14 protein-coding genes and 1 pseudogene are annotated in these 18,347 nt (G+C 67.7%); 9 read left to right on the top strand and 6 right to left on the bottom strand.

Features of this window, described 5'->3' with window-relative positions:
* The first annotated feature begins 285 nt into the window (after window positions 1-285).
* Window positions 286-513, top strand: a complete 228-nt coding sequence (locus CcI156_RS22010) for a hypothetical protein (RefSeq protein WP_023841375.1) — start codon at window positions 286-288, stop codon at window positions 511-513.
* A 179-nt stretch (window positions 514-692) separates the two neighbouring features.
* On the opposite strand, the gene CcI156_RS22005 is transcribed toward CcI156_RS22010, so the two are convergent.
* The 3 genes from CcI156_RS22005 to CcI156_RS21995 are packed head-to-tail and all read right to left on the bottom strand — an operon-like array spanning window position 693 to window position 4,502.
* Complete coding sequence (locus CcI156_RS22005) at window positions 693-1,118, bottom strand: DUF6262 family protein (protein WP_023841376.1); 426 nt, start codon at window positions 1,116-1,118, stop codon at window positions 693-695.
* Window positions 1,108-3,282, bottom strand: coding sequence for a tyrosine-type recombinase/integrase (locus tag CcI156_RS22000; protein ID WP_076807969.1), 2,175 nt, complete (start codon window positions 3,280-3,282; stop codon window positions 1,108-1,110). Before CcI156_RS22000 ends, CcI156_RS22005 begins: the two co-directional genes overlap by 11 nt.
* A complete protein-coding gene (locus tag CcI156_RS21995) occupies window positions 3,273-4,502 on the bottom strand; it encodes a tyrosine-type recombinase/integrase (protein WP_217697736.1) in 1,230 nt (409 codons plus the stop codon). Before CcI156_RS21995 ends, CcI156_RS22000 begins: the two co-directional genes overlap by 10 nt.
* 34 nt (window positions 4,503-4,536) lie before the next feature.
* Here CcI156_RS21995 and CcI156_RS21990 point away from each other — a divergent pair, with 34 nt between their 5' ends.
* Window positions 4,537-5,781 carry an IS110 family transposase gene (locus tag CcI156_RS21990; RefSeq protein WP_254847557.1) on the top strand — a complete coding sequence of 415 codons (1,245 nt, stop codon included), beginning with the start codon at window positions 4,537-4,539 and terminating at the stop codon, window positions 5,779-5,781.
* 1,201 nt (window positions 5,782-6,982) lie between these two features.
* Window positions 6,983-7,804, top strand: coding sequence for a hypothetical protein (locus CcI156_RS21985; RefSeq protein WP_076807963.1), 822 nt, complete (start codon window positions 6,983-6,985; stop codon window positions 7,802-7,804).
* Between the two features lie 109 nt (window positions 7,805-7,913).
* Here the strand turns inward: CcI156_RS21985 and CcI156_RS21980 are convergent, their stop codons facing one another.
* Both CcI156_RS21980 and CcI156_RS21975 read right to left on the bottom strand, forming a co-directional pair.
* Window positions 7,914-8,375: an ImmA/IrrE family metallo-endopeptidase gene (locus tag CcI156_RS21980; protein ID WP_049760801.1), complete on the bottom strand. Its 462-nt coding sequence runs from the start codon at window positions 8,373-8,375 to the stop codon at window positions 7,914-7,916.
* Between the two features lie 49 nt (window positions 8,376-8,424).
* On the bottom strand, window positions 8,425-8,760 hold the full coding sequence (locus CcI156_RS21975) for a helix-turn-helix domain-containing protein (RefSeq protein WP_011434602.1): 336 nt from the start codon (window positions 8,758-8,760) through the stop codon (window positions 8,425-8,427).
* 139 nt (window positions 8,761-8,899) lie between these two features.
* Between CcI156_RS21975 and CcI156_RS21970 the strand changes: the two genes are divergently transcribed.
* The 5 genes from CcI156_RS21970 (at window position 8,900) to CcI156_RS21945 (ending at window position 14,817) form a co-directional block, all read left to right on the top strand.
* Window positions 8,900-9,865: a CBASS oligonucleotide cyclase gene (locus CcI156_RS21970; protein ID WP_076807961.1), complete on the top strand. Its 966-nt coding sequence runs from the start codon at window positions 8,900-8,902 to the stop codon at window positions 9,863-9,865.
* 2 nt (window positions 9,866-9,867) lie between these two features.
* Window positions 9,868-10,377: a hypothetical protein gene (locus tag CcI156_RS26020; protein WP_011434600.1), complete on the top strand. Its 510-nt coding sequence runs from the start codon at window positions 9,868-9,870 to the stop codon at window positions 10,375-10,377.
* A complete protein-coding gene (locus CcI156_RS21960) occupies window positions 10,374-11,285 on the top strand; it encodes an ATP-binding protein (protein WP_076807959.1) in 912 nt (303 codons plus the stop codon). Before CcI156_RS26020 ends, CcI156_RS21960 begins: the two co-directional genes overlap by 4 nt.
* Window positions 11,286-11,291: 6 nt before the next feature.
* Complete coding sequence (locus tag CcI156_RS21955; protein WP_076807957.1) at window positions 11,292-12,758, top strand: SAVED domain-containing protein; 1,467 nt, start codon at window positions 11,292-11,294, stop codon at window positions 12,756-12,758.
* Between the two features lie 481 nt (window positions 12,759-13,239).
* Window positions 13,240-14,817 carry an ISL3 family transposase gene (locus CcI156_RS21945; RefSeq protein ID WP_076807952.1) on the top strand — a complete coding sequence of 526 codons (1,578 nt, stop codon included), beginning with the start codon at window positions 13,240-13,242 and terminating at the stop codon, window positions 14,815-14,817.
* A gap of 130 nt (window positions 14,818-14,947) precedes the next feature.
* Here the strand turns inward: CcI156_RS21945 and CcI156_RS21940 are convergent.
* Window positions 14,948-15,457 (bottom strand): annotated as a pseudogene (locus CcI156_RS21940) (ATP-binding protein); the annotation flags it as partial.
* A gap of 417 nt (window positions 15,458-15,874) precedes the next feature.
* Here CcI156_RS21940 and CcI156_RS21935 point away from each other — a divergent pair.
* The gene (locus tag CcI156_RS21935; RefSeq protein ID WP_076807950.1) at window positions 15,875-18,295 is read left to right on the top strand and encodes an ATP-binding protein; all 2,421 of its coding nucleotides are present in this window, start codon (window positions 15,875-15,877) and stop codon (window positions 18,293-18,295) included.
* Window positions 18,296-18,347: the final 52 nt, after the last annotated feature.

Genomic DNA, 18,347 nt, shown 5'->3' with positions numbered 1-18,347 from the left:
TATTAATAGGTCGACACGCTCGGCGAGGCCCGACGCTCGGCGAATCGTCGCAGGTCAGTGATCATGCCGGCTTGCGCCGGCACCCTGTCCTGATGAGGATGTTGGTGCCGTCCGGTCCGACGTCGTCCCTCTGTGGTGCCTGCGAGCCCGTAGGTCAGTGTGGCGCGGAGGTCCTGAGGAATCCTGTCCTGCTGCCACGAGCGCGTACCTCAGAATCTTTGATGACAGGCCCTCCCCGGRCGGTCCGTGTGGATCACTGATCGTAAGGGAAGGAGGCGGTCTTTCATGGATGTGCTGATCGACCGGGTCGCCGGGTTGGACGTGCACCGGGACACGGTCGTGGCGGCGGTCCGGGTTGGCGGGCGTGGTGGCGGCCGGCGGGGGGAGGTGCGGACCTTCGCCACGACGGGAGCGGGACTGACCCGGCTGGCCGGGTGGCTGTCGGAACAGCGGGTTTCTCCGGTGGGTATGGAATCCACCGGCGTTATCTGTAGTTTTCAAGATCGAATATAGTTGTTTTGGCAGGTCAGGGCCGTCACGGACGCGTCCGCGACGGGGCGGGTCCGCTCGGCCGGATCAGTGTGCGGACCCGGGGTTGGCGTCGAGGCGCCGAGGCAGGGATAGCGCCGCGTGGGGTCGTCCGGCGCCGCGCTGGGGGCGGTCGTCACGTGACGACTGTGTCCGGGTGGCGCTCACGGGTCGTTGGGGTTGGTGTCGGTGCCGGCCGTGGCGTTGGGGCCGAGGCGGCGGCGGAGTATCAGGTTCTCCCCGTGGGCTGCGGCGAGCGCCTCGTTCAGCGCGGTGATCTCGGCGCGGTGGCGGGCTTTGAGTTCGCTGAGCTGCGCGGTCAGTGTCCGCACGACGTTGCTCGGCTGGTCCGGTTCCGCCGGTCGGGATGGCTGGGCGGTCTGTGTCGCGCGCAACTGCTCGATCCGGCTGCGCAGGCCGGTGTGTCGATAGAGGAAGTCCAGGGAGACCCCGGAGCGGGCGGCCAGGCCGCGGAAGGTGACCGGCTCGTCGGCGGCGCGCATCTCCTCGAGCGTCTTTTCGGCTCTGGTCACGGCGGTGGCGGTGCGCGTCGCGGTGGCCCTGCGCAGGTTGTCGAGGTTACCGGCCATCGGGCTGGCCTCGTCCCAGGTCGCCGGTCGCGCGGCGGGCCGTGGCGTCGGTGCGGGCGACGACCCCGGCGCCGCGGACTGGCTGCCCCTGCGCGGCGGTGTCGGCGTCGAGGGCGGCGATGACCGCTTCGAGGGCGGCCGCCTCGCGGTGGCGGCCGGCGAGCCAGACGTTGTCGGTGCCCATCGGGGTGCCGGTGCGGGCGGTGAACGCTGCCTGGCGGGTGTCGATGAGGGTCAGGGTGCGGCGGTGCTGGGCGCGCAGTTCGGGCAGGAACGTCGCGTCGGTGGTGAACTTGTCGCACGTCAGGCAGGCGTTTCCCCGGTCGCAGGACTGCCGTGGTGGCAGCAGGCAGTAGCCGTTCGGCAGGATCCGGTCGGTGCGGCTGTCGAGATGCAGCAGGTCGTAGAGATCGGCCGCCGGCATGGCGAGTTCGCGGGCGTCGGCTGTGCGCTTGCGGTAGCGCAGGAACTCCGCCTCGTGGGTCTCGGTGAGGGTCTTCGCGTAGTGCATCGTCATCGTCGGGGACAGATGCCCGAGGTAGCGCTGCACGACGTGGATCGGCACCCCGGCGTTGAGCAGGCTGGTCRCCTTCGTGTGCCTGAAGCGGTGCGTGCGCTGGAAGTCGACCAGACGGCCGACGTCGTCGCGGATATCGAGCCGGCGGGCCATCTCGGTGAGCATCCGGTGCAGGGTGCTCGACACGTAGGGCCGGTTGCCGTGGCGGTTCATCTTCTCGCCCAGGAACAGGTAACGCGGCGTCGCTCCCGGCGCGCCGTGGCGAGCGATCCATCCGGACGCCCATTCCTGTTGCGCGCGGATGATCGTCACGATCTCGCGGTCGACCAGGACCGTGTCCGGCGCACCGTCGATCTTGGTCTGTTGGTAGCGGAGCCGGGCGGCGAACGCGTCTGGCTCCTCGTCGGACGGCGCCTGCATGGCGAGCGCGCAGAGCGGGTCGTGGTCGAGCAGGAGCAGTTCGCTGATCCGCCGGCCGAGCCGCGTCTGCAGCATCATGATCCGCATGGCCTGCTCGTCGCCGAACCCTCCGTCGGCCACCGGATCGCCGAGCATCCCGATGCTGGCCATGATCTGCGTGAACGCGGCCTCGGGGATGACGTTTTGCTCGGTGTCGCGGTGCGCCACGGGGCGGGGGATCTCGCCGCGCCGGTAGAACGCCGCATGCTGCGGTCCGAGGCGCAGCCAGCCTGGGTCGCCCAGTGCCGCCGCGGCCTCGTGTTTGTGGTCGTGCATGAAGGCGTAGAACTGCTCGACAGAGATCAGCAGGATCTTCATGTGGTTCGCGGACAGCGGCTGTCCCTCGGTCGGCCCGCGGCTGGCACGCGAGGCACGGACGTGGCCGAGGTAGTCGAGCATGAGGGCCCGCACCCCCTCCGGTGTGTCGGCCAGGTGGGTGGGACGCCCGCCGCGGCTCGCGAGGAACGCGTCGAACATGGTCATGGCGAACACCCGCTGGCCGACGGTCGACCATCGCAGCGCCCCGGTCTCGAGGCTGATCTTGCAGTACCACTGCAGGCCGAGGCGCAGCCGGGACGCACTGACGCGCTGGAAGTAGATCGCCTCGCGACCCTGGGGCTCGTGCGCGCGCAGCGGGATGCGGGGATCCTCGACCGGGTTCCAGGACTCCCGCTGCCACCAGGGTCTGGTGTCGTAGGCGAGGGCGAGCAGCCGCAGGAACCGCACCAAGGTCTCCCGCACGGTCTGCGTCGAGCGCGCGGTCGGCAGCCTGCCCTTGCGCCGGTGGACCGCCAACGAGAACTGCTGACACCAGTCCCGCGCGGGCAGGTCCATCAGCGAGACGGGGCCGCGAGCGCCGAGGTCGGCGACGGCCTCGGCGAGGCGGCGGGTCAGCATCGCCACCCCCGGTAGCGCGATCTTCCCGCCCAGCTCGATCACCCTCAGGCAGCACCAGGTCAGCTCGCGGCCCATCGGCTCCGGCAGTCTCTCGACGAGGATCGCGTTGCTCGGGGCGGCCGCGGTGAACGCGTTGCGGTAGCGCTCGGGCACCGTCGCCGCCGACAGCCGGCCCAGCCGCAGGTCATCAGGAACCGTCGCCCACAACTGGTCCAGGATCACGGGGGCATATCCGCACCCCGCGGCGGCCAGGTTGTCCATGACTTCCTCGACCGTGATGTTCACGAGCACGGTCCGATCTGCCCGCCGCCGGCCACGGCCTGGGGGCGCCAGCCGGCGGTGAACGCCCGCCAGCTCGCCGCTGCTCGCGCGTCGGTGTCCTCGGTCACGTGGGCGTAGATCTCCAGCGTGGTCTGCACGTCGGCGTGGCCGAGCCGGCGGGACACGACGTGCACCGGCACCCCTGCCAGCAGCAGGGCGGTCGCGTGCGAGTGGCGCAGCCAGTGGGGCGCCCAGCCCGTCGGGACCTTCCCGGCGAGGTCGCGGCGCAGCCGGCGGACCAGGTCGTAGACCGTCTCCGGTCGCCACGGCGCGAATCGCGTCCCGCCCGCGACGTTCACGAACACCGGCGCCGTGTCCAGATCGGCCACTGCCTGGTCGACGCCGGCATCGCACAGCTGCCAGAGGTACTCRCCATAGAGCCGGTCGAGCACGTCCGACACATAGATCCGCCGGTAGCGGCCGCCCTTGACCCGGACCCGGTGCGGATGCTCCCGCGGGACGACCTCGAGGAACGGGGTGTCGCCGCGGCCGGTGTGCCAGTCCCGGTGCTGCAGACCCAGCGCCTCACCCAGGCGCAGGCCGCTTTCCGCCAGCAGCGACCACAGCAGCMGGTCACGCACCTGCCCCTGCCACCTGCCCGTGGCCGCGTCGAACGTCGCGCACGTGTCGCAGATCAGCTCGATCTGCGACGGCGTGAGCACCGGAGGTGCCTGCCGCGACGGGGTGCGGACCCGCACGACCGCCCGCTCCCGGCCMCGCCTGCGCGCGACGTGCTCGAGCATCGGCCGGTAGGCCGCCCGCCCGCCATGCACCAGCCGAACGAGGTCGCCGCCGAGCGGCACGCCGTTGAGCTCGTGGTAGCGGTAGCAGGACGTCATAGCCCGCAGCCGGTTCGCGACCGTCGACTCGGCGACCCGCGCGGCCCGCGGCTCGATCGACACCACATCCGGCCCGTCCCCGGAACGCAGCCACGTCAGAAACCCGCCGACCCCCGCCAGCGTCACCGCGTCCCAGGCCAAGCCGAACACCGCCAGATAGCTCCACCACAGCGCGAGCGCCCGCGCATACGAGCGCACCGTGTTCGGCGAGGAGCCCTGCGCCCGCAGATACTCCAGGAACTCCTCCGCCGGCCCGACCACCCGGTAGTCCGGTCCGAGCACCGTCCAGCTCGTCGCACCGTCCGGCAGCACGAGCCGCTGCGTCCGGCACGGCTCCACAACGTCCGTCACGTCTCGTAACGTATCGACTACAGATTCGCAGTCCGTGACCGACACGCCGGACCGATTCCCGACCCGTCAACCTCCGTCACGGACGGCCTTACGGCGACGCCTGATTACGCCTGACTACTGGCGCCCGTTCTACTACCTGCTCGAGGCCCGCGGTCTCACGGTGTGGCTGGTTAACGCCCGGGACGTCAAGAACGTCCCGGGAAGACCCAAAACGGACAAACTCGACGCGATCTGGCTGGCCAAACTCAACGAGCGTGGCATGCTACGGCCCTCCTTCGTGCCGCCACCCGAGATCCGCGAGATCCGTAACCTCACCCGGCTGCGCCTGGACCTGACCGCCGAGTGCACCCGGCACCGGCTGCGGGTCGAGAAGCTCCTCGAGGACGCCCTGATCAAACTGTCGACGGTGCTGTCGGACATCTTCGGGGTCTCCGGTCGGGCGATGCTCGACGCGCTCGTCGCGGGCGAACGTGATCCGAAGAAGCTCGCGGCGCTTGCCCGCGGCCGGGTCAAGGCCACCCAGGCCGAGCTGGCGACCGCGCTGACCGGCCAGTTCACCGAGCACCACGGTTACCTGCTCTCGGTGCTGCTCGCCCAGATCGACGGCCTCGATCGGCGGATCGCCGAGCTCACCGAGCGGATCGACACCGCGATCGCCGCCCTGCCTGCCCCGGCCCACGCCGCCGCCGACGCCGCCCGCGGTGGCGAGACCGGCCCCGACGGGGACGCCACCACCGGGACCGGCCAGGGCGGCGGTGGCGCCGCGGCCCGGCCCGGCCTGGACATCCTCGACCGGCTCGACGAGATCCCCGGCATCGCCCGCCACACCGCCCAGGTGATCATCGCCGAGATCGGGACCGACATGGCCCAGTTCCCGACCTCCGGCCACCTGAACTCGTGGGCGAAACTGACCCCCCAGACGATCCAGTCCGGCGCGAAAAGCCGCACCGGGCGCACCGGCAAGGGCAACCCCTACCTGCGCGGCGCCCTCGGGGAGGCCGCCATGGCGGCGGCGAAGACGAAGACCTTCCTCGGCTCCCKCTACCGGCGCCTCGTCAAACGCCGCGGCCATCTCAAGGCCCTCGTCGCCGTCGCCCGCTCCATCCTGACCATCGTCTGGCATCTGCTGAACGACCCCACCGCGCGGTTCCATGACCTCGGAGTCGACTACCACGCCAGCCTGCAGAGCAGGGAACGCCGCAAGCGCAACGCCCTGCGCGAGCTCAAGAGCCTCAACCTGAGCGCACAGGAGATCACCGCCCTGCTCGCCGCGGCCTGACGGCCGCCGCGAGCGGAACGCCCGACCCGGCGGCCTGACGGCCGCTCTGTCGGGGCGACGACCGGACACGCCAGCACCGCTCACCGTCAGAACGGCCAGCCGGCAGCCCACGGGATCCGCCGCTGTCGCGCGCACCAGCGGCCAAGTGCCCTGGCGGGCGCGAGCGTGCCCACGTTCAGTTGGTATTTCCGGTCAGATCACGAGGACTCGTGTGGTAGCAGCGTGTCAATCTGACACCAGCACGCGCTCCCTGGACCGTCCGCCGTTGAAACGGACGGTCCGGCCGCGACGCTTCCCGAGTCGGGGCAGGTCAGACGGCTACATCAGCGGATTCCGTCAGGTTCTCCGGCCCATCTGTAGCTACCGGTGTAGCAGCGGCCCACGACCATCCGGGAGTGATGYGGCGCGCCGGACCGCGAGTGCGAACATCGCAGGTCATGAGGCTTCAACGGCCCGTTCAGAGCGGTGCGGCGCCGGATCTGCGCCTCGTGACGAACGCTTGACCAGGGCTTTTGCGCGACGCCGGATGCGATGGGGCGCGGTGCCGAGGCGATCGAGCTGGCTCGACTGTTTTGCCGCAAAGCGGACGGTCTGTCGGAAGTGTCTGTGCAGGTCAGCGGGGTGCGCGGGCGACCGTCCRCCGTCTAACTGCGGTCGCCGTTGCTACAGACGTTGCTACATAACGATCTTCAAATGGCCTCAAACGATCTCAGTCGCGAGGTAAAACCCCTGATCAGAGGTGGTGGGCAGGGGCGGGGTCGAACCGCCGACCTTCCGCTTTTCAGGCCGAAATGACCGTCATTTCGACGTCCGCGGACGTACGTTTTCGGCCGTGGAAGGCCGCCGACGTACGCGCCGGTTCGCCGGCGTTGCTACACCCGTTGCTACACCTCGACCCGTCCTTGACGAGGGTGCGGCTCGCACGGCAGCGCATCCGCTCGACCCCACGCCCGTGTGGGTCCGCGCGACTTGCCGGTGTCTGTGCCCCTCCGACGTCGCCTGGGGCCGCCCCGAGCCCGAACTCAGCACGAGGCACCGTCCTACTCACTGCCCTGTCCTCCCCCACTCCAAGAAGATCGGTTTTGCGGATGCCGGGGACAAGCCGCCGGCCATCTGCGATCACTGGCTGGCTTCGGTGCAACGCCGCCGCAGGCTGGCCGATCGGGATGGCCGTATTGCTGTCGGTCAGGGGTGGTACCCAGTGAACGGCCAGAGCGAAACCTCAGCCGCCTCGCCCTGCGAGGACTCCTCGGGCTCGGCTGGGCCCGCGTACGCCGTGAAGCTCGTGACCACAATGATCGGGATCGTCGTGGGATTGACGTTTCTGTTCGGGTTCGGGAACTCTTTCGCCCTCGGCCTGCGTTTGGGAGTTCCGGTTTTCATCGCCCCCTTGGTAGCTCCCGCGGTGGATTTGTCCGTTGTCGGGCTGCTGCTGGGTACCCGTCAGATGGCTCTGTACGGCGGCCCCGCCGACGTGCAGCGATCCGCCCGGCGCCTGCTCATCTTCGCCAGTCTGGTCACCTTGGCTCTCAACGTCGCCGAGCCCCTGATTGYCGGCCAGTACGGCAAAGCCGCGTTCGACGCCGTCGGCCCACTTCTGATGATCGGCTGGGCCGAGGTTGGCCCAGGTCTGATTCAGGCCATGCAGACTACCGGGGCGCGCGCGCCCCTGCCGACCTCACGAACCGCGGATGATTCGTATGAGTCGATGCTGATGGACCAACCACCGGTGCCCGCGCAGCCTGGTCAGGATGGCAGGGCGGAAGTGCTCTCGGCAGACGAGACACCCTGTCGGAACGGTCTGGGTGCGCGGGAGCAGGACCTGCTCCACCGGGCGCGAGCCGAAGACGTGCTGCACTGGCAGCAGCACCAGCGCCCGATCTCCGCTGAGACGCTGCGTAAACGGCTGCATGTCGGCGCCGGTACTGCCCGCAGACTGGTCGCGCAGCTACGCAGCGACATCCACGCCCAGATCGAAGGCAATGCAAGGTCAGTCGGCGGTGAGCCCCAGCAAGCATTCTGATCGACAGAGACTGAGCGATGCCCGTGCCCGCAGCTGGTCTGGTGGCACGGGCATCGCTGCCGAGCTTCCCCTGTAGGGCTGCCGGCCAGTTATGGAAGCTGGGATGTCTTTAAGGTGCGGCAATAAGCCCGAGGTAGATGAGCCTGAAGAGCATCGCTTGACGGCTTACGACGAAGCGCCCAGCGAGCAGCCCGGCCAACTCTTCCTCGCTGCCGACCGGGCTGTTTCGGACTGTGGTCTCGAATGCTGTTCTGACCCATTTGGTGGGCATGAGAAGTGCTGCGGCGAATGAGTTCGCCTCGATCTCTTCCTGGTCTGTAGCCATAGACGACAGGCCATCCCGGAAGTTCACGCGGGCGCGTCCGTCTAGGTAGACAGTTCCACGATGTAACGTGAAGTGTCCAATTTCATGGGCAATAGTGAATCTTTGTCGGACGACAGCGTTGGCCGCATTGACGATGATCATCGTCCGGTCGGGCTCGCGGAGGAGTACGCCCGAGACCTCGTCGTCGCGGAACGGTTCCTGAACGACGGAGATCCCCTCGGCCGCTGCGATCTTGTCGACTGGCACGGGTGGAGCGGCGACGGCATGACGGGCGAGGAGGTCATGAGCTGCGCGCTCAGCGTTGCTCGCCACGGTCCTGTCTGCCTGTTCTATCTACGCCCCGACGGACCCAGTCAAGCACATGAGCAGGTGGCGCCAGGTCATCGAGGTGCGCGAGAGCCGGCGACGGTGTCGGCGGGGCGGGCAGGAGGTCGCGTGGATCGACCCCGATCGCGTGCGCCAAGTCGAGGAGCTGATGGTAGAGCAGGCGCTGCCGCCCCTTCTCAATGTTGGCGATAGTCGGGCGGCTGATACCTGAACGCTCGGCGACGTCGCGCTGGGTCAGCGAAGCATGTCGACGTGTCTGGGCTAGCCGCTCTCCGAACTCCTGGTAGGCGGGCTCGATTGTCATCCTTGACCCCGTGTGCGAGTGACGCCAACATCATGTGATTGATACAAACATCCTGGACCAGGCTTGCTKTCCTTGTCAACATCCGTGGTACGGTTGCGCCGCCCTTTGATCGACTCCTGGAGGGGGGCACCCGAACGACATGAAGATCACTCATGACGATCTCGCGGTGTTTGCCGGACGCGTCGTGAACCTGCCGAAGGCGACTGCGGACGAGGATCGGAAGCAGGTGAACCACCTCCGCGAGCGCCTGCACGCGCATATCGCCAAGCACCCAAACTTCTCGCTGGTGAAGATGCTTCACGCGGGCTCGGTCGCCAAGGGGACCGCGCTTCGGAACGTCCTCGACTACGACGTCGCCGTGTACGTCCGCCTGGCGGAAGCCCCGCAGGACGGCGCGGAGCTGGTGGACTGGCTCGCGGAGCGGCTCCGGGAGGCATACGGCGGCTTGATCGACCCGTCACAGATCGAGGCGACGACCCACTGCGTCAACATCCACTTCAAGTCCAGCGGCATCGACGTCGACGTCGTCCCGGTGCTGTACGAAGGCGATCCGGACGACCGGGGCTACCTCGTCTCCAAGAGCGATGGGCGCCGGCTGCTCACCAGTGTGCGACTCCACCTCGACTTCGTCCGCGCCCGCAAGCGCRCCTGCCCTACGGACTGGGCGCAGGTCGTGCGGCTGGTGAAGTGGTGGGTCCACGCGCAGAAAGACCGAGACGCGGACTTCCGCTTCAAGTCGTTCATGGTCGAGCTGCTGTGCGCCCACCTGCTCGACACAGACAAGATCGTGTTCAGTGACTACGTCACGGCCCTGGACGGCTTCTTCGACTTGGTGGTCCGGACCGAACTGAACGAGCGAATCGCCTTCACCGACTACTACCCGGCCTACGCCCTCCCACGGCAGCGGACCGACGTGATCGAGATCTTCGACCCGGTGAACCCGGAGAACAACGCGGCACGCCTCTACACGATGAAGGACCAGCAGAGGATCGTCACGGCCGCCGAGCGGGCACTGGACGCGATCACTGAAGCCCGGCACGCCACGACGAGGGCCCAGGCCATCGAGTGCTGGCAGGTCGTCCTCGGCGACCGGTTCCGGGGTTGATTATGACCATCACCGCCACGCTCACCACCAACGAGACCTTCAGCATCGCCTCGGCGCGGTATGTCGCATCCAAGATTGCTACCGACCTGGCCCAGCTCCAGCGGTACTACGGCAAGCCGTCCGACACAGAGATCATTGACCTCGCAGCGGAAGCCACAGCCTTGGCCCACGGGGGCCACGTGGACAAGGTCATCTATGGCTTCCAATGTCGCGGCGCCTGGATTCTGACCCTGGAGTACGTCTTCGTCAACGGCACACTCACAACCGACGACCGCGCCGGAGGCGTGTGCCGGCACGCCGACGTCGTCGACGCCACGTTTACCAGCTACCTGATCCATTCACCCGCCTGGTGGCGCCTGGACGCCGCGATCCGCGACACGATCGAGAAGTCGCTGCCGATCGTGCGGACCCCGGCGGCGGCGCCGGGGTACTCCGGCGGCTTCCACACCACCGACCGCACCTACTCCGCCCAGGGGACGGGGTTCACCAGGAGCAGCTACCGCCCGCTATGAGCACAACACCCGCCGAGATCTTCGACGACGACCTCGATCTCCCAGACCCGCTCGCCCTCCGGCGCTACACGGCGCTGGTCGGGCTCGACCACATCAAGACCCGCCTCCTCAAGGAAGCGGAGGTCATCCTCAAGCCCTCGCTGTTGGAGGACTGGAGCACCGCCATGCACGGGGCCGTGCTGCCCGCCGTGAGGCTGATGGCCCACCGCCCACCTTTGATCATTTTTAGCGGAGATGTCGGAACCGGAAAGACGACGCTCGCCGAGACCTTCGCCGACGCCATCGCTCGCGAGCATCACATCACCGTGCGCGTCAAACGGCTCAGCTTGCGCACCCGCGGGAGTGGCATCGTCGGCGAGATGACCCGTCTGATCGGGACAGCGTTCGACACGATCATTGCCGAAGCCCGAGCAAACCGTGGCCGCCGGCCACTCATCCTGGTGATMGACGAGGCCGACGCCCTCGCACAGTCCCGCGAAGCCAGCCAGATGCACCACGAGGATCGGGCCGGCGTGAACGCGCTGATCCGCGGTATTAGCCAGATCGCCGCGGAAGAGCTCGCTGTTCTGGTGATCATGTGTACCAACCGTGGGGACGCGCTCGATCCCGCCATCCGCCGCCGGGCCGCCGCCGARTTCGACTTCAGYCGGCCAGACRACAGCCAACGCGGCGCGGTCCTCGCAAGGATCTTCGATGGYGTCACCCTCAGCGAGGGGGAGATCGCAACTCTCGTGCGGCTCACTGGCCCGAATGGACGTGGCTACGGCTTCACCTACTCCGACCTCACCGACCGCCTCGTTGCCTCCACCTGCCTGGCCGCCTACCCCGACCAGCCTGTCACCGCACAGATGATCATCAGCCAGGTCAAGGCGAACCCGCCCACGCCCCCGTTCACCTCGCGCCACTGACGCGCCATGGCAGCCGACAGCGGCAGGCCCAGCGCGAGYGGCGCACGCGTCACCGGCGATGACCTCCAGTACGCAGTCGCCTGGCACGCCGCGCTGCGCACCCTTGTGCCACACTCGGGCGCCAACGCCGTCACTGTCGAGGCGGTGACGGCCGGCAACGTGGACGACGTCGTCATCGGGAAGGCCCACGGGCCGGACGACTACATGCAGGTCAAGGCCAGCGTCACAGCYGAGAAAGCAGCGACCATTGAGTGGCTGACCGCGCTGTCGGGCAAGYGAGGCCCCAGCATTCTCCAGCGGTTCTACCGCACCTCGCAGCAGCTGCGGGTCGACGGTGCCCACCCGAGGCTGACCCTGGTCACGAATCGGTCCATCCACCCCGACGACCCGGTGCTCACCCTGCGAGACCGCAATGATCACTTGGCGGATCGGCTGTGCACCGCGACTAATGCAGCTACAGCGGCCGGACGTCGAAACCTACTCCGTCACCTCGACTGCACCGACGACGAGCTGTACGAATTCCTGTCCAACCTGCGGCTACACACCGACGCATCCGAAGCTGCCTGGCGCGACTATCATATCCGAGACATAAGCCACGCGGCGGGTGTCCAAGCAGACGAAGTCGCCTACCGGCTCGGAATCGCCGAAGTTCGAGAGTGGGTCAAAACCAGCCGCAGCCAGAAACGACCAGCCGACATCGCGGCCGCCATCGACCGCCTCGGCATCCGGGCGCAAGAGCCATTCACCATGGTTGCCATCAACGCCCTCGACGAAGGCTTCACAAACCCGGACGCCCGCGTGACGCTCGACTGGGTGGACCGATTCCGAGGAAGCGAGGCCCGCAGCCGACGCGGTCTCAAGAACCCCAAGGAATGGGAAACAGTTCTTCGGCCACAACTCATCGACGCTCAGCGGACGTTGCGCAGCCTCGGCGCGAAACGCATCCTCATCACCGGCACCATGCGACTGCCGACCTGGTTCACCGCTGCCGTCATGTTCCAGGAGACAGCCGGATTTATCCCCGCCAAGACCAAGGACGGCCAACTGTGGCTCAAACCCGGCGGAACGATCATGCCCGCTTCCATCTGCCTCTCGTCATCGATCGCTGAACTTCGGCCAGGCAGYGAGGTCGCACTCGCGCTCGCGATCTCCGCCGACCTGACCCCAGACGTCACCAGCTACATCGCTAGCACTGGACGCGATATACCCATCATCACGATCAGCCTGCCCTCCGGAATCTCGGGTAGTAGCATCGCCGACAGAGATCACGCATATGCCGTCGCGTTGGCCGTTCGCGACCTGAGCCGGCAGATCGCGCGCCGTGTCAATCCGCCAATACTCCACCTCTTCATGGCGGCGCCATCCGGCTTTGCGGTGCTACTCGGCGGCGTGTGGGATCGGGTTCCCGCCACCCAGACCTACGAAGACCTCGCCGCGTCCGGCTACGAGCCGGCGTTCTTCCTGCCCAACTGAACAACGCCCGCAGCATCGATCTCCGCCGGGACCTGCGGCAACGAGCTACCCGTCGGCACGGCGTGTAACCACACCGTGCCCCGGATGGGCGATCGACGGCCCTGATGCCGTGTCCGGCGCGCAAGATCACGAACAGCCATCCAGAACACCGGAACCCCCGAAAAACCCGTTCCTGGTCCGGCTGTCGTGAAGTTCAGAAGAGGCGAAAGCAGCACCGGATCTGCGGCATTGACCGGACGGGAAAAACGGAGCAACCACACCAGGAGGAGAGCGAATTTCGCGGGCACCGGCGGCGGTCCTCTGAGCAGGACCTGATTCACCGAGAACGCGCAGAGGACACCCTTCACTGGAGTACACACAGCCGGCCGATCTCCGCCGAGACCCTCCGTAAACTGTCAAGGGCCATTGAGAACGGGCTCTGGCACAAATTCCGTGATGGCCCGGTGGGCGGGCCGGCGCGAGGCCTCGTGGATCATGACGGGTGGCAGTCCTTGACCCGATCCATGTCCTGTTCCCTCACTTCGCCGGCTTGATCGTCGAGGAGATCGTGCGTGCTGGGCGGTCAGTGCGTGTGCTCGCCCGGAGCCGGGCTACTGCGGGGGTGTGCCCGGGGTGCGGCGTCGAGTCGGTGCGGGTCCACAGCCGCTACGAGCGTCGGGTGGCGGACAGTCCGGTCGGCGGTCAGGAACTGGTGGTGCACCTGCGGGTGCGACGGTTCTTCTGCGCGACCGTCGATTGTGCGCGCCGGACGTTCGCCGAGCAGATCCCCGGGCTGACCGTCCGCTACGGCCGGCGCACCCTGCTGCTGGGGCAGGTGTGGGAGTCGGTCGCGACGGCGCTGGGCGGCCGGGCCGGGGCCCGGCTCGCCGGGCGGCTCGTCGTCGCGGTCAGCCGGGCGACGCTGCTGCGCCTGGTCCGTGCCCGTCCCGACCCGGACGTCGGGGCGGTGCGGGTGCTCGGGGTCGACGACTTCTCCTGGCGGCGCGGGCACAGCTACGGCACGGTCCTCGTCGACCTGGAGGCCCACCGGGTGATCGACCTTCTCGCCGAGCGTTCCGCCGACGCGTTGGCAGCGTGGCTGGACGCCCATCCTGGCGTGGGGGTGATCTGCCGGGACCGCGCAGCCTGTTACGCCGAAGGCGCCGCACGCGGCGCGCCGACCGCGACGAACGTGGCCGACCGCTGGCACCTGTGGCACAACCTGTGCCAGGCGGTCGAGCGTGCTGTGGGCCGGCTGCGGCCCCAGTGGCGTTCGCCGTGCCCCGAGCCGGCCGCGGTGGCCGTACCGGTCGTGCCTGTGGAGCTTGAAGGCGCGCTCGCGGCGCGTACCCGAGCCCGCCACTCTGAGGTCCACGCGCTGGTTGCGACCGGACTGCCGCTGTCCCGCATCGCCGAGCGGCTCCGGCTCAACCGCAGGACCGTGCGCCGGTTCGCGCGCGCCGCCACCCCCGAGGAGCTGCTCGGCTCGGGGCCCGCTGGCCGGCCCAGCGTCCTCGACCGCCATGCCGACTACCTGACCGCCCGGTTCACCGAAGGCGCCACGAGTACCAGCCTGCTGCGGGAGGAACTGCGCGAACGCGGCGTCCACGTCAGCGAACGCACGGTGCGACGGTTCGTGGCCCGGCTCCGCGCCGGCACCCCCGTCCCCGAGCGTCCGACCGACCCCACCCGCAGGGAGGTGACCGGAGCACTTACCCGCCATCCCGACGAGGTCGACGACGGCGACAAGGCCCGCCTCGCCGAGCTGTGTGACCGCTGCCCCGAGCTGGCCTTAGCCCGTGAGCTGGTCGCCTCGTTCGCCGACCTGCTCGTGCACCGCCGCGGCCTGGCCGCGCTGCAGAGCTGGACCGAGCGGGCTGAGGCCAGCTCCCTGYCCGAGCTGGCCAGGTTTGCCACCGGACTGCGTAGCGACTGGCAGGCGGTCACCGCCGCGCTGACGTTGCCCTGGAGTTCCGGCCAGGTCGAGGGCCAGGTCAACCGAATCAAGATGCTGAAACGCCAGATGTACGGTCGAGCCGAGCCCGACCTGCTCCGCAAACGCGTCCTCCTCGACCGTTAAAGATCAAGGTCCTTTGTTCACGGAATTTGTGCCAGAGCCTGAGAACGGCCCGGTGGCGGTCATGGTTCCGGCCCGGTGGTGGCCACCAGATCTGCCCACTGGCGGCCACCGTTTCGGCGCGGCTTTTGTGTCAGGCCAGGGCTTTCACCCCCTTGCCTGCGAGGGCTTGAGCGAGGCGGACGCTGTCGCCGCTGGTCTGGCAGAGGTGGGCGTGGTGCAGGAGCCGGTCGACGGTCGCGGTCGCGAGGGTCTTGGGCATGATCTCGTCGAAGCCGGCGGGGTGCAGGTTCGAGGAGACCGCGATCGACCGTTTCTCGTAGGCGGCGTCAACGAGCCGGTAGAGGCCTTCGGCGGCGTCGGGCCCGACGGGGAGCAGACCGATGTCGTCGACGATAATCAGGTCGGCGCGGAKGATCTTCTCAACGGCCTTGGTGACGGTGTCGTCGGCGCGGTGGGCGCGGACGAGGACGCCGAGGGCTTCGAGGGTGAACCAGGCGACGTGCAGCCCGGCCTCGACGGCGGTCTGGCCGAGGGCTTCGAGCAGGAACGTCTTGCCGGTGCCGGCGGGGCCGGCGATGACGAGGTTCTCGCGGCGGTGCACCCATTCCAGGGTTTGCAGGGCCTGCTGGGTCGGGGCGTCGACGTTCGCGGGGTGGGGCGGTCTCGGGTAGTTCCTGTCCGGTGAGGGCGCGGTAGATCGTGCTCAGGGGTGCCCAGGCAGCAGCGCACTCCGCGCGGCCGGGGCGTAGCAGCCACGGCGGGCACACCTCGACGTCGATCTCGGCGTCGAGGATCTTCTCCAGCGCGGTCATGACCCGTGGCTGCGGCCGAGCGCTCTCACCGTTACTCATGCGGCGACGCCTGAGGGCGTCGCGAGCCTGGTGGTGCCGACCTGCCTGTCGCTGTGAATCGCAGGAGCCGAATCAACCCTCCTGTCACAATTTGGTATGACTATGCTTCACTTCGTAGTTGCGTCAGACCCTGGGTTCACCGGCAGGCGGGATGGCTGGTGAGACGGGTTGGTGGCGAGGGGGGCTTGGGGATGGAGGAAGGGTCTATGGCGGGCGGGTCGGGTGGAGGTTCGTTCGAGCGCCTCGACCTGACGCCGTCGCCGCGGCTGCTGGAGGTGCTGGGCGACATCCCCTATCAGCCCTGGCAGTGCTTGGCCGAGTTGATCGACAACGCGTTCGACGACTTCCTCGCCGATGATGAGCGGGACCCGTCGAACCCGCCTGCCGTGCAGGTGACGCTGCCGACACCCAGGACAGTTGAGGGCGGCGAGATCGTTTGCGTGTCGGACAACGGTCGCGGGATGAGCAAGGAGGATTTGGAGCGGTCCCTCCGAGCTGGTTACAGCAACAAGTTCCGCTACGGAACGCTCGGCCTGTTCGGCATGGGGTTCAACATCGCGACCGCGCGTCTCGGCTCCCTCACTGAGGTGCGTACCACCCGGTCGGGCGACACCGACTGGCTGGTGGCTGAGATCGACTTCCGGCGGATGGAGCGGGAGAGCACCTTTAGCATCCCGTTGAGGCGAGAGCCAAAGGATGACCCGGGGCTTCACGGGACCGAGGTGACCGTCAGGCGCCTTCGTCCGGAGACACGCGACCGGCTACGCCGGCCGACAACCGTAGCGCAGGTACGTGAGCGCCTCGGCAAGGTCTACTCCTACTTGCTCCGACAAGGGAACGCGGTTAGAGAACTGCCTGAACCGGTGTTGGCCGGCCGAGGCTTCGGGCTCTATGTCAATCAGACGCGGGTGAGGCCATGGCTACCTTGCGTATGGTCGCCGAGTCGCGGTGTCGATTACCGTGGCACCCRGGTTCCAGCGGTCATCGAGATCAACCGTGAGCTTCAGCCTGCGTGGGCGTGCATGAGCTGCGGCCATTGGCATCAGCATGATCCCGAGCGGTGCTTGAAGTGCGAAAGCGAGAATCTGGAGCTTCGCGAACGCCGTGTCGTCGGATGGGTCGGCCTTCAGCGTTATCTGGACAAGAACGATTTTGGTATCGACCTGCTCCGCAATGGCCGAAAAATTTTGATGTCAGATAAGAGTCTTTTCTCCTGGGAAGATCCGGACACCGGCGATGTTTTGCTGGAGTACCCGATCGAGTTTGGTAGTACAACCGGCGGCCGGATCGTCGGCGAAATCCACCTGGACCACGTACCAGTCCACTATCAGAAGAACGATTTCGAACGAGGACGCGAGTGGCTGACGGCAGTCCACATCGTCCGCGGCGAGGGCCCCCTTCRGCCTCGGAAGGCACAGGGAAAAGGTTTCAGTGAAAATCAGTCACCTCTCGGTTGGATCTTCAGCGCCTACCGTAGGAATACCGCGGGTCTGAAGCGCCTAATTCCGGGTGACGGCCAGAATCCGCTGCATGAACGCGCCCGCGAGTGGGCTGTCCGGTTTCGGCAAGGTCAGGCTGACTACCTTACCGATGAGCGGTGGTACGAGGCGGCGGCGGAGCACGATCGGATAAGGACCGGCCAGGCGGACCCGCCGTCACCCCCTCCGCCCGGGAACCAACCCGGCGGAACGAAAGACCCAGGTCAAACACCGGATGACCTGCTCACCCGGACCGGGCTCGGCGTGTCGCAGCCTGCTACCGGCGGTGGGCCTGCTCCGGCTGGCCCCGACCCGCGTCCGGAGACGGAAGACGAGCGGTTCCGCCGATACCGGGCGGCCGCGCGGCGGTTGCCGGACCTGTGTGGTGATGTTAGCCTTCCGCAGCTTGGCCGTCGCAGGGTGGTGGTCTATGAGACCTCCGAGCGGCTCATTGACGCGAACGGGCAGGAGACACCATCCTTGTCCCGCAGCGCACGCGGGGAGCTGACCATCTTCGTCAGCGGTACTCACGCGGTTTTTCGTGAGTGTGGTCGCGACCCGCGCGACTACGCAATTATGACGCTAGCGGAAGGGCTGCGAACCGAGGCTCGCAGCAACGACGCCATCGCGCGTGTGGCCGCCGACATCACTGAACGGCTGCCGGACCAGAGGTTCACCGACGCGGCGCTGCGAGAGCGTGTCAACAATCTGCTCCAGAGTGTCCGGGAGACGATGGCGCCCGTCGCAGCAGACCATGCTGCGGCTTTGTGGGCCTGTCTGCCAATCAGTGAGAAAGAGGCTGCGGAACGCAACGCTGGAGCCACCGAGCCGCGGCTTGTCTGGCCGGAAGCGACAATGGATGGGCGCTTCGTCGCTCATATTGGTGCGGGCGCCGTCGCGGCGATCATCCGCGGACGACCCGATCTCGTGCTGGACGGAATCGTCTTCGGCACCACGTGGGCCACCTGGCCCAGCCATGACGCCAAGGCACGTCAGGTCGAACGCCTCGCGCGTCGCTTCGACGCCCTCGCGGAGTTCATGTCGAGTACTGACGCCAAGAGCCGTCTCGACCTTGCCATGGTCCGGCTGGTATTGGACATTCTAGACCAAGAGCAGCCAGGGCGGCGTGGCCGCCACCCTTTCGTATGAGAATTTGAGTCCGGCCGCGGGACGCCTGTGGTCCTGATGTTGGCCGGTGGGC

The organism is Frankia sp. CcI156 (assembly GCF_001983015.1).
GTDB lineage: Bacteria > Actinomycetota > Actinomycetes > Frankiales > Frankiaceae > Frankia > Frankia casuarinae.
Note: the sequence above shows the minus strand (reverse complement) of the source record. Positions and strands in the feature narration are given on the sequence as shown.

Excerpts from the sequence above, each read along its gene's own strand:
- CcI156_RS22010 (WP_023841375.1), top strand. The coding sequence starts at position 286 with ATGGATGTGCTGATCGACCGGGTCGCCGGGTTGGACGTGCACCGGGAC.
- CcI156_RS21975 (WP_011434602.1), bottom strand. The coding sequence starts at position 8,760 with ATGACAATCGAGCCCGCCTACCAGGAGTTCGGAGAGCGGCTAGCCCAG.
- CcI156_RS22005 (WP_023841376.1), bottom strand. The coding sequence starts at position 1,118 with ATGGCCGGTAACCTCGACAACCTGCGCAGGGCCACCGCGACGCGCACC.
- CcI156_RS26020 (WP_011434600.1), top strand. The coding sequence starts at position 9,868 with ATGACCATCACCGCCACGCTCACCACCAACGAGACCTTCAGCATCGCC.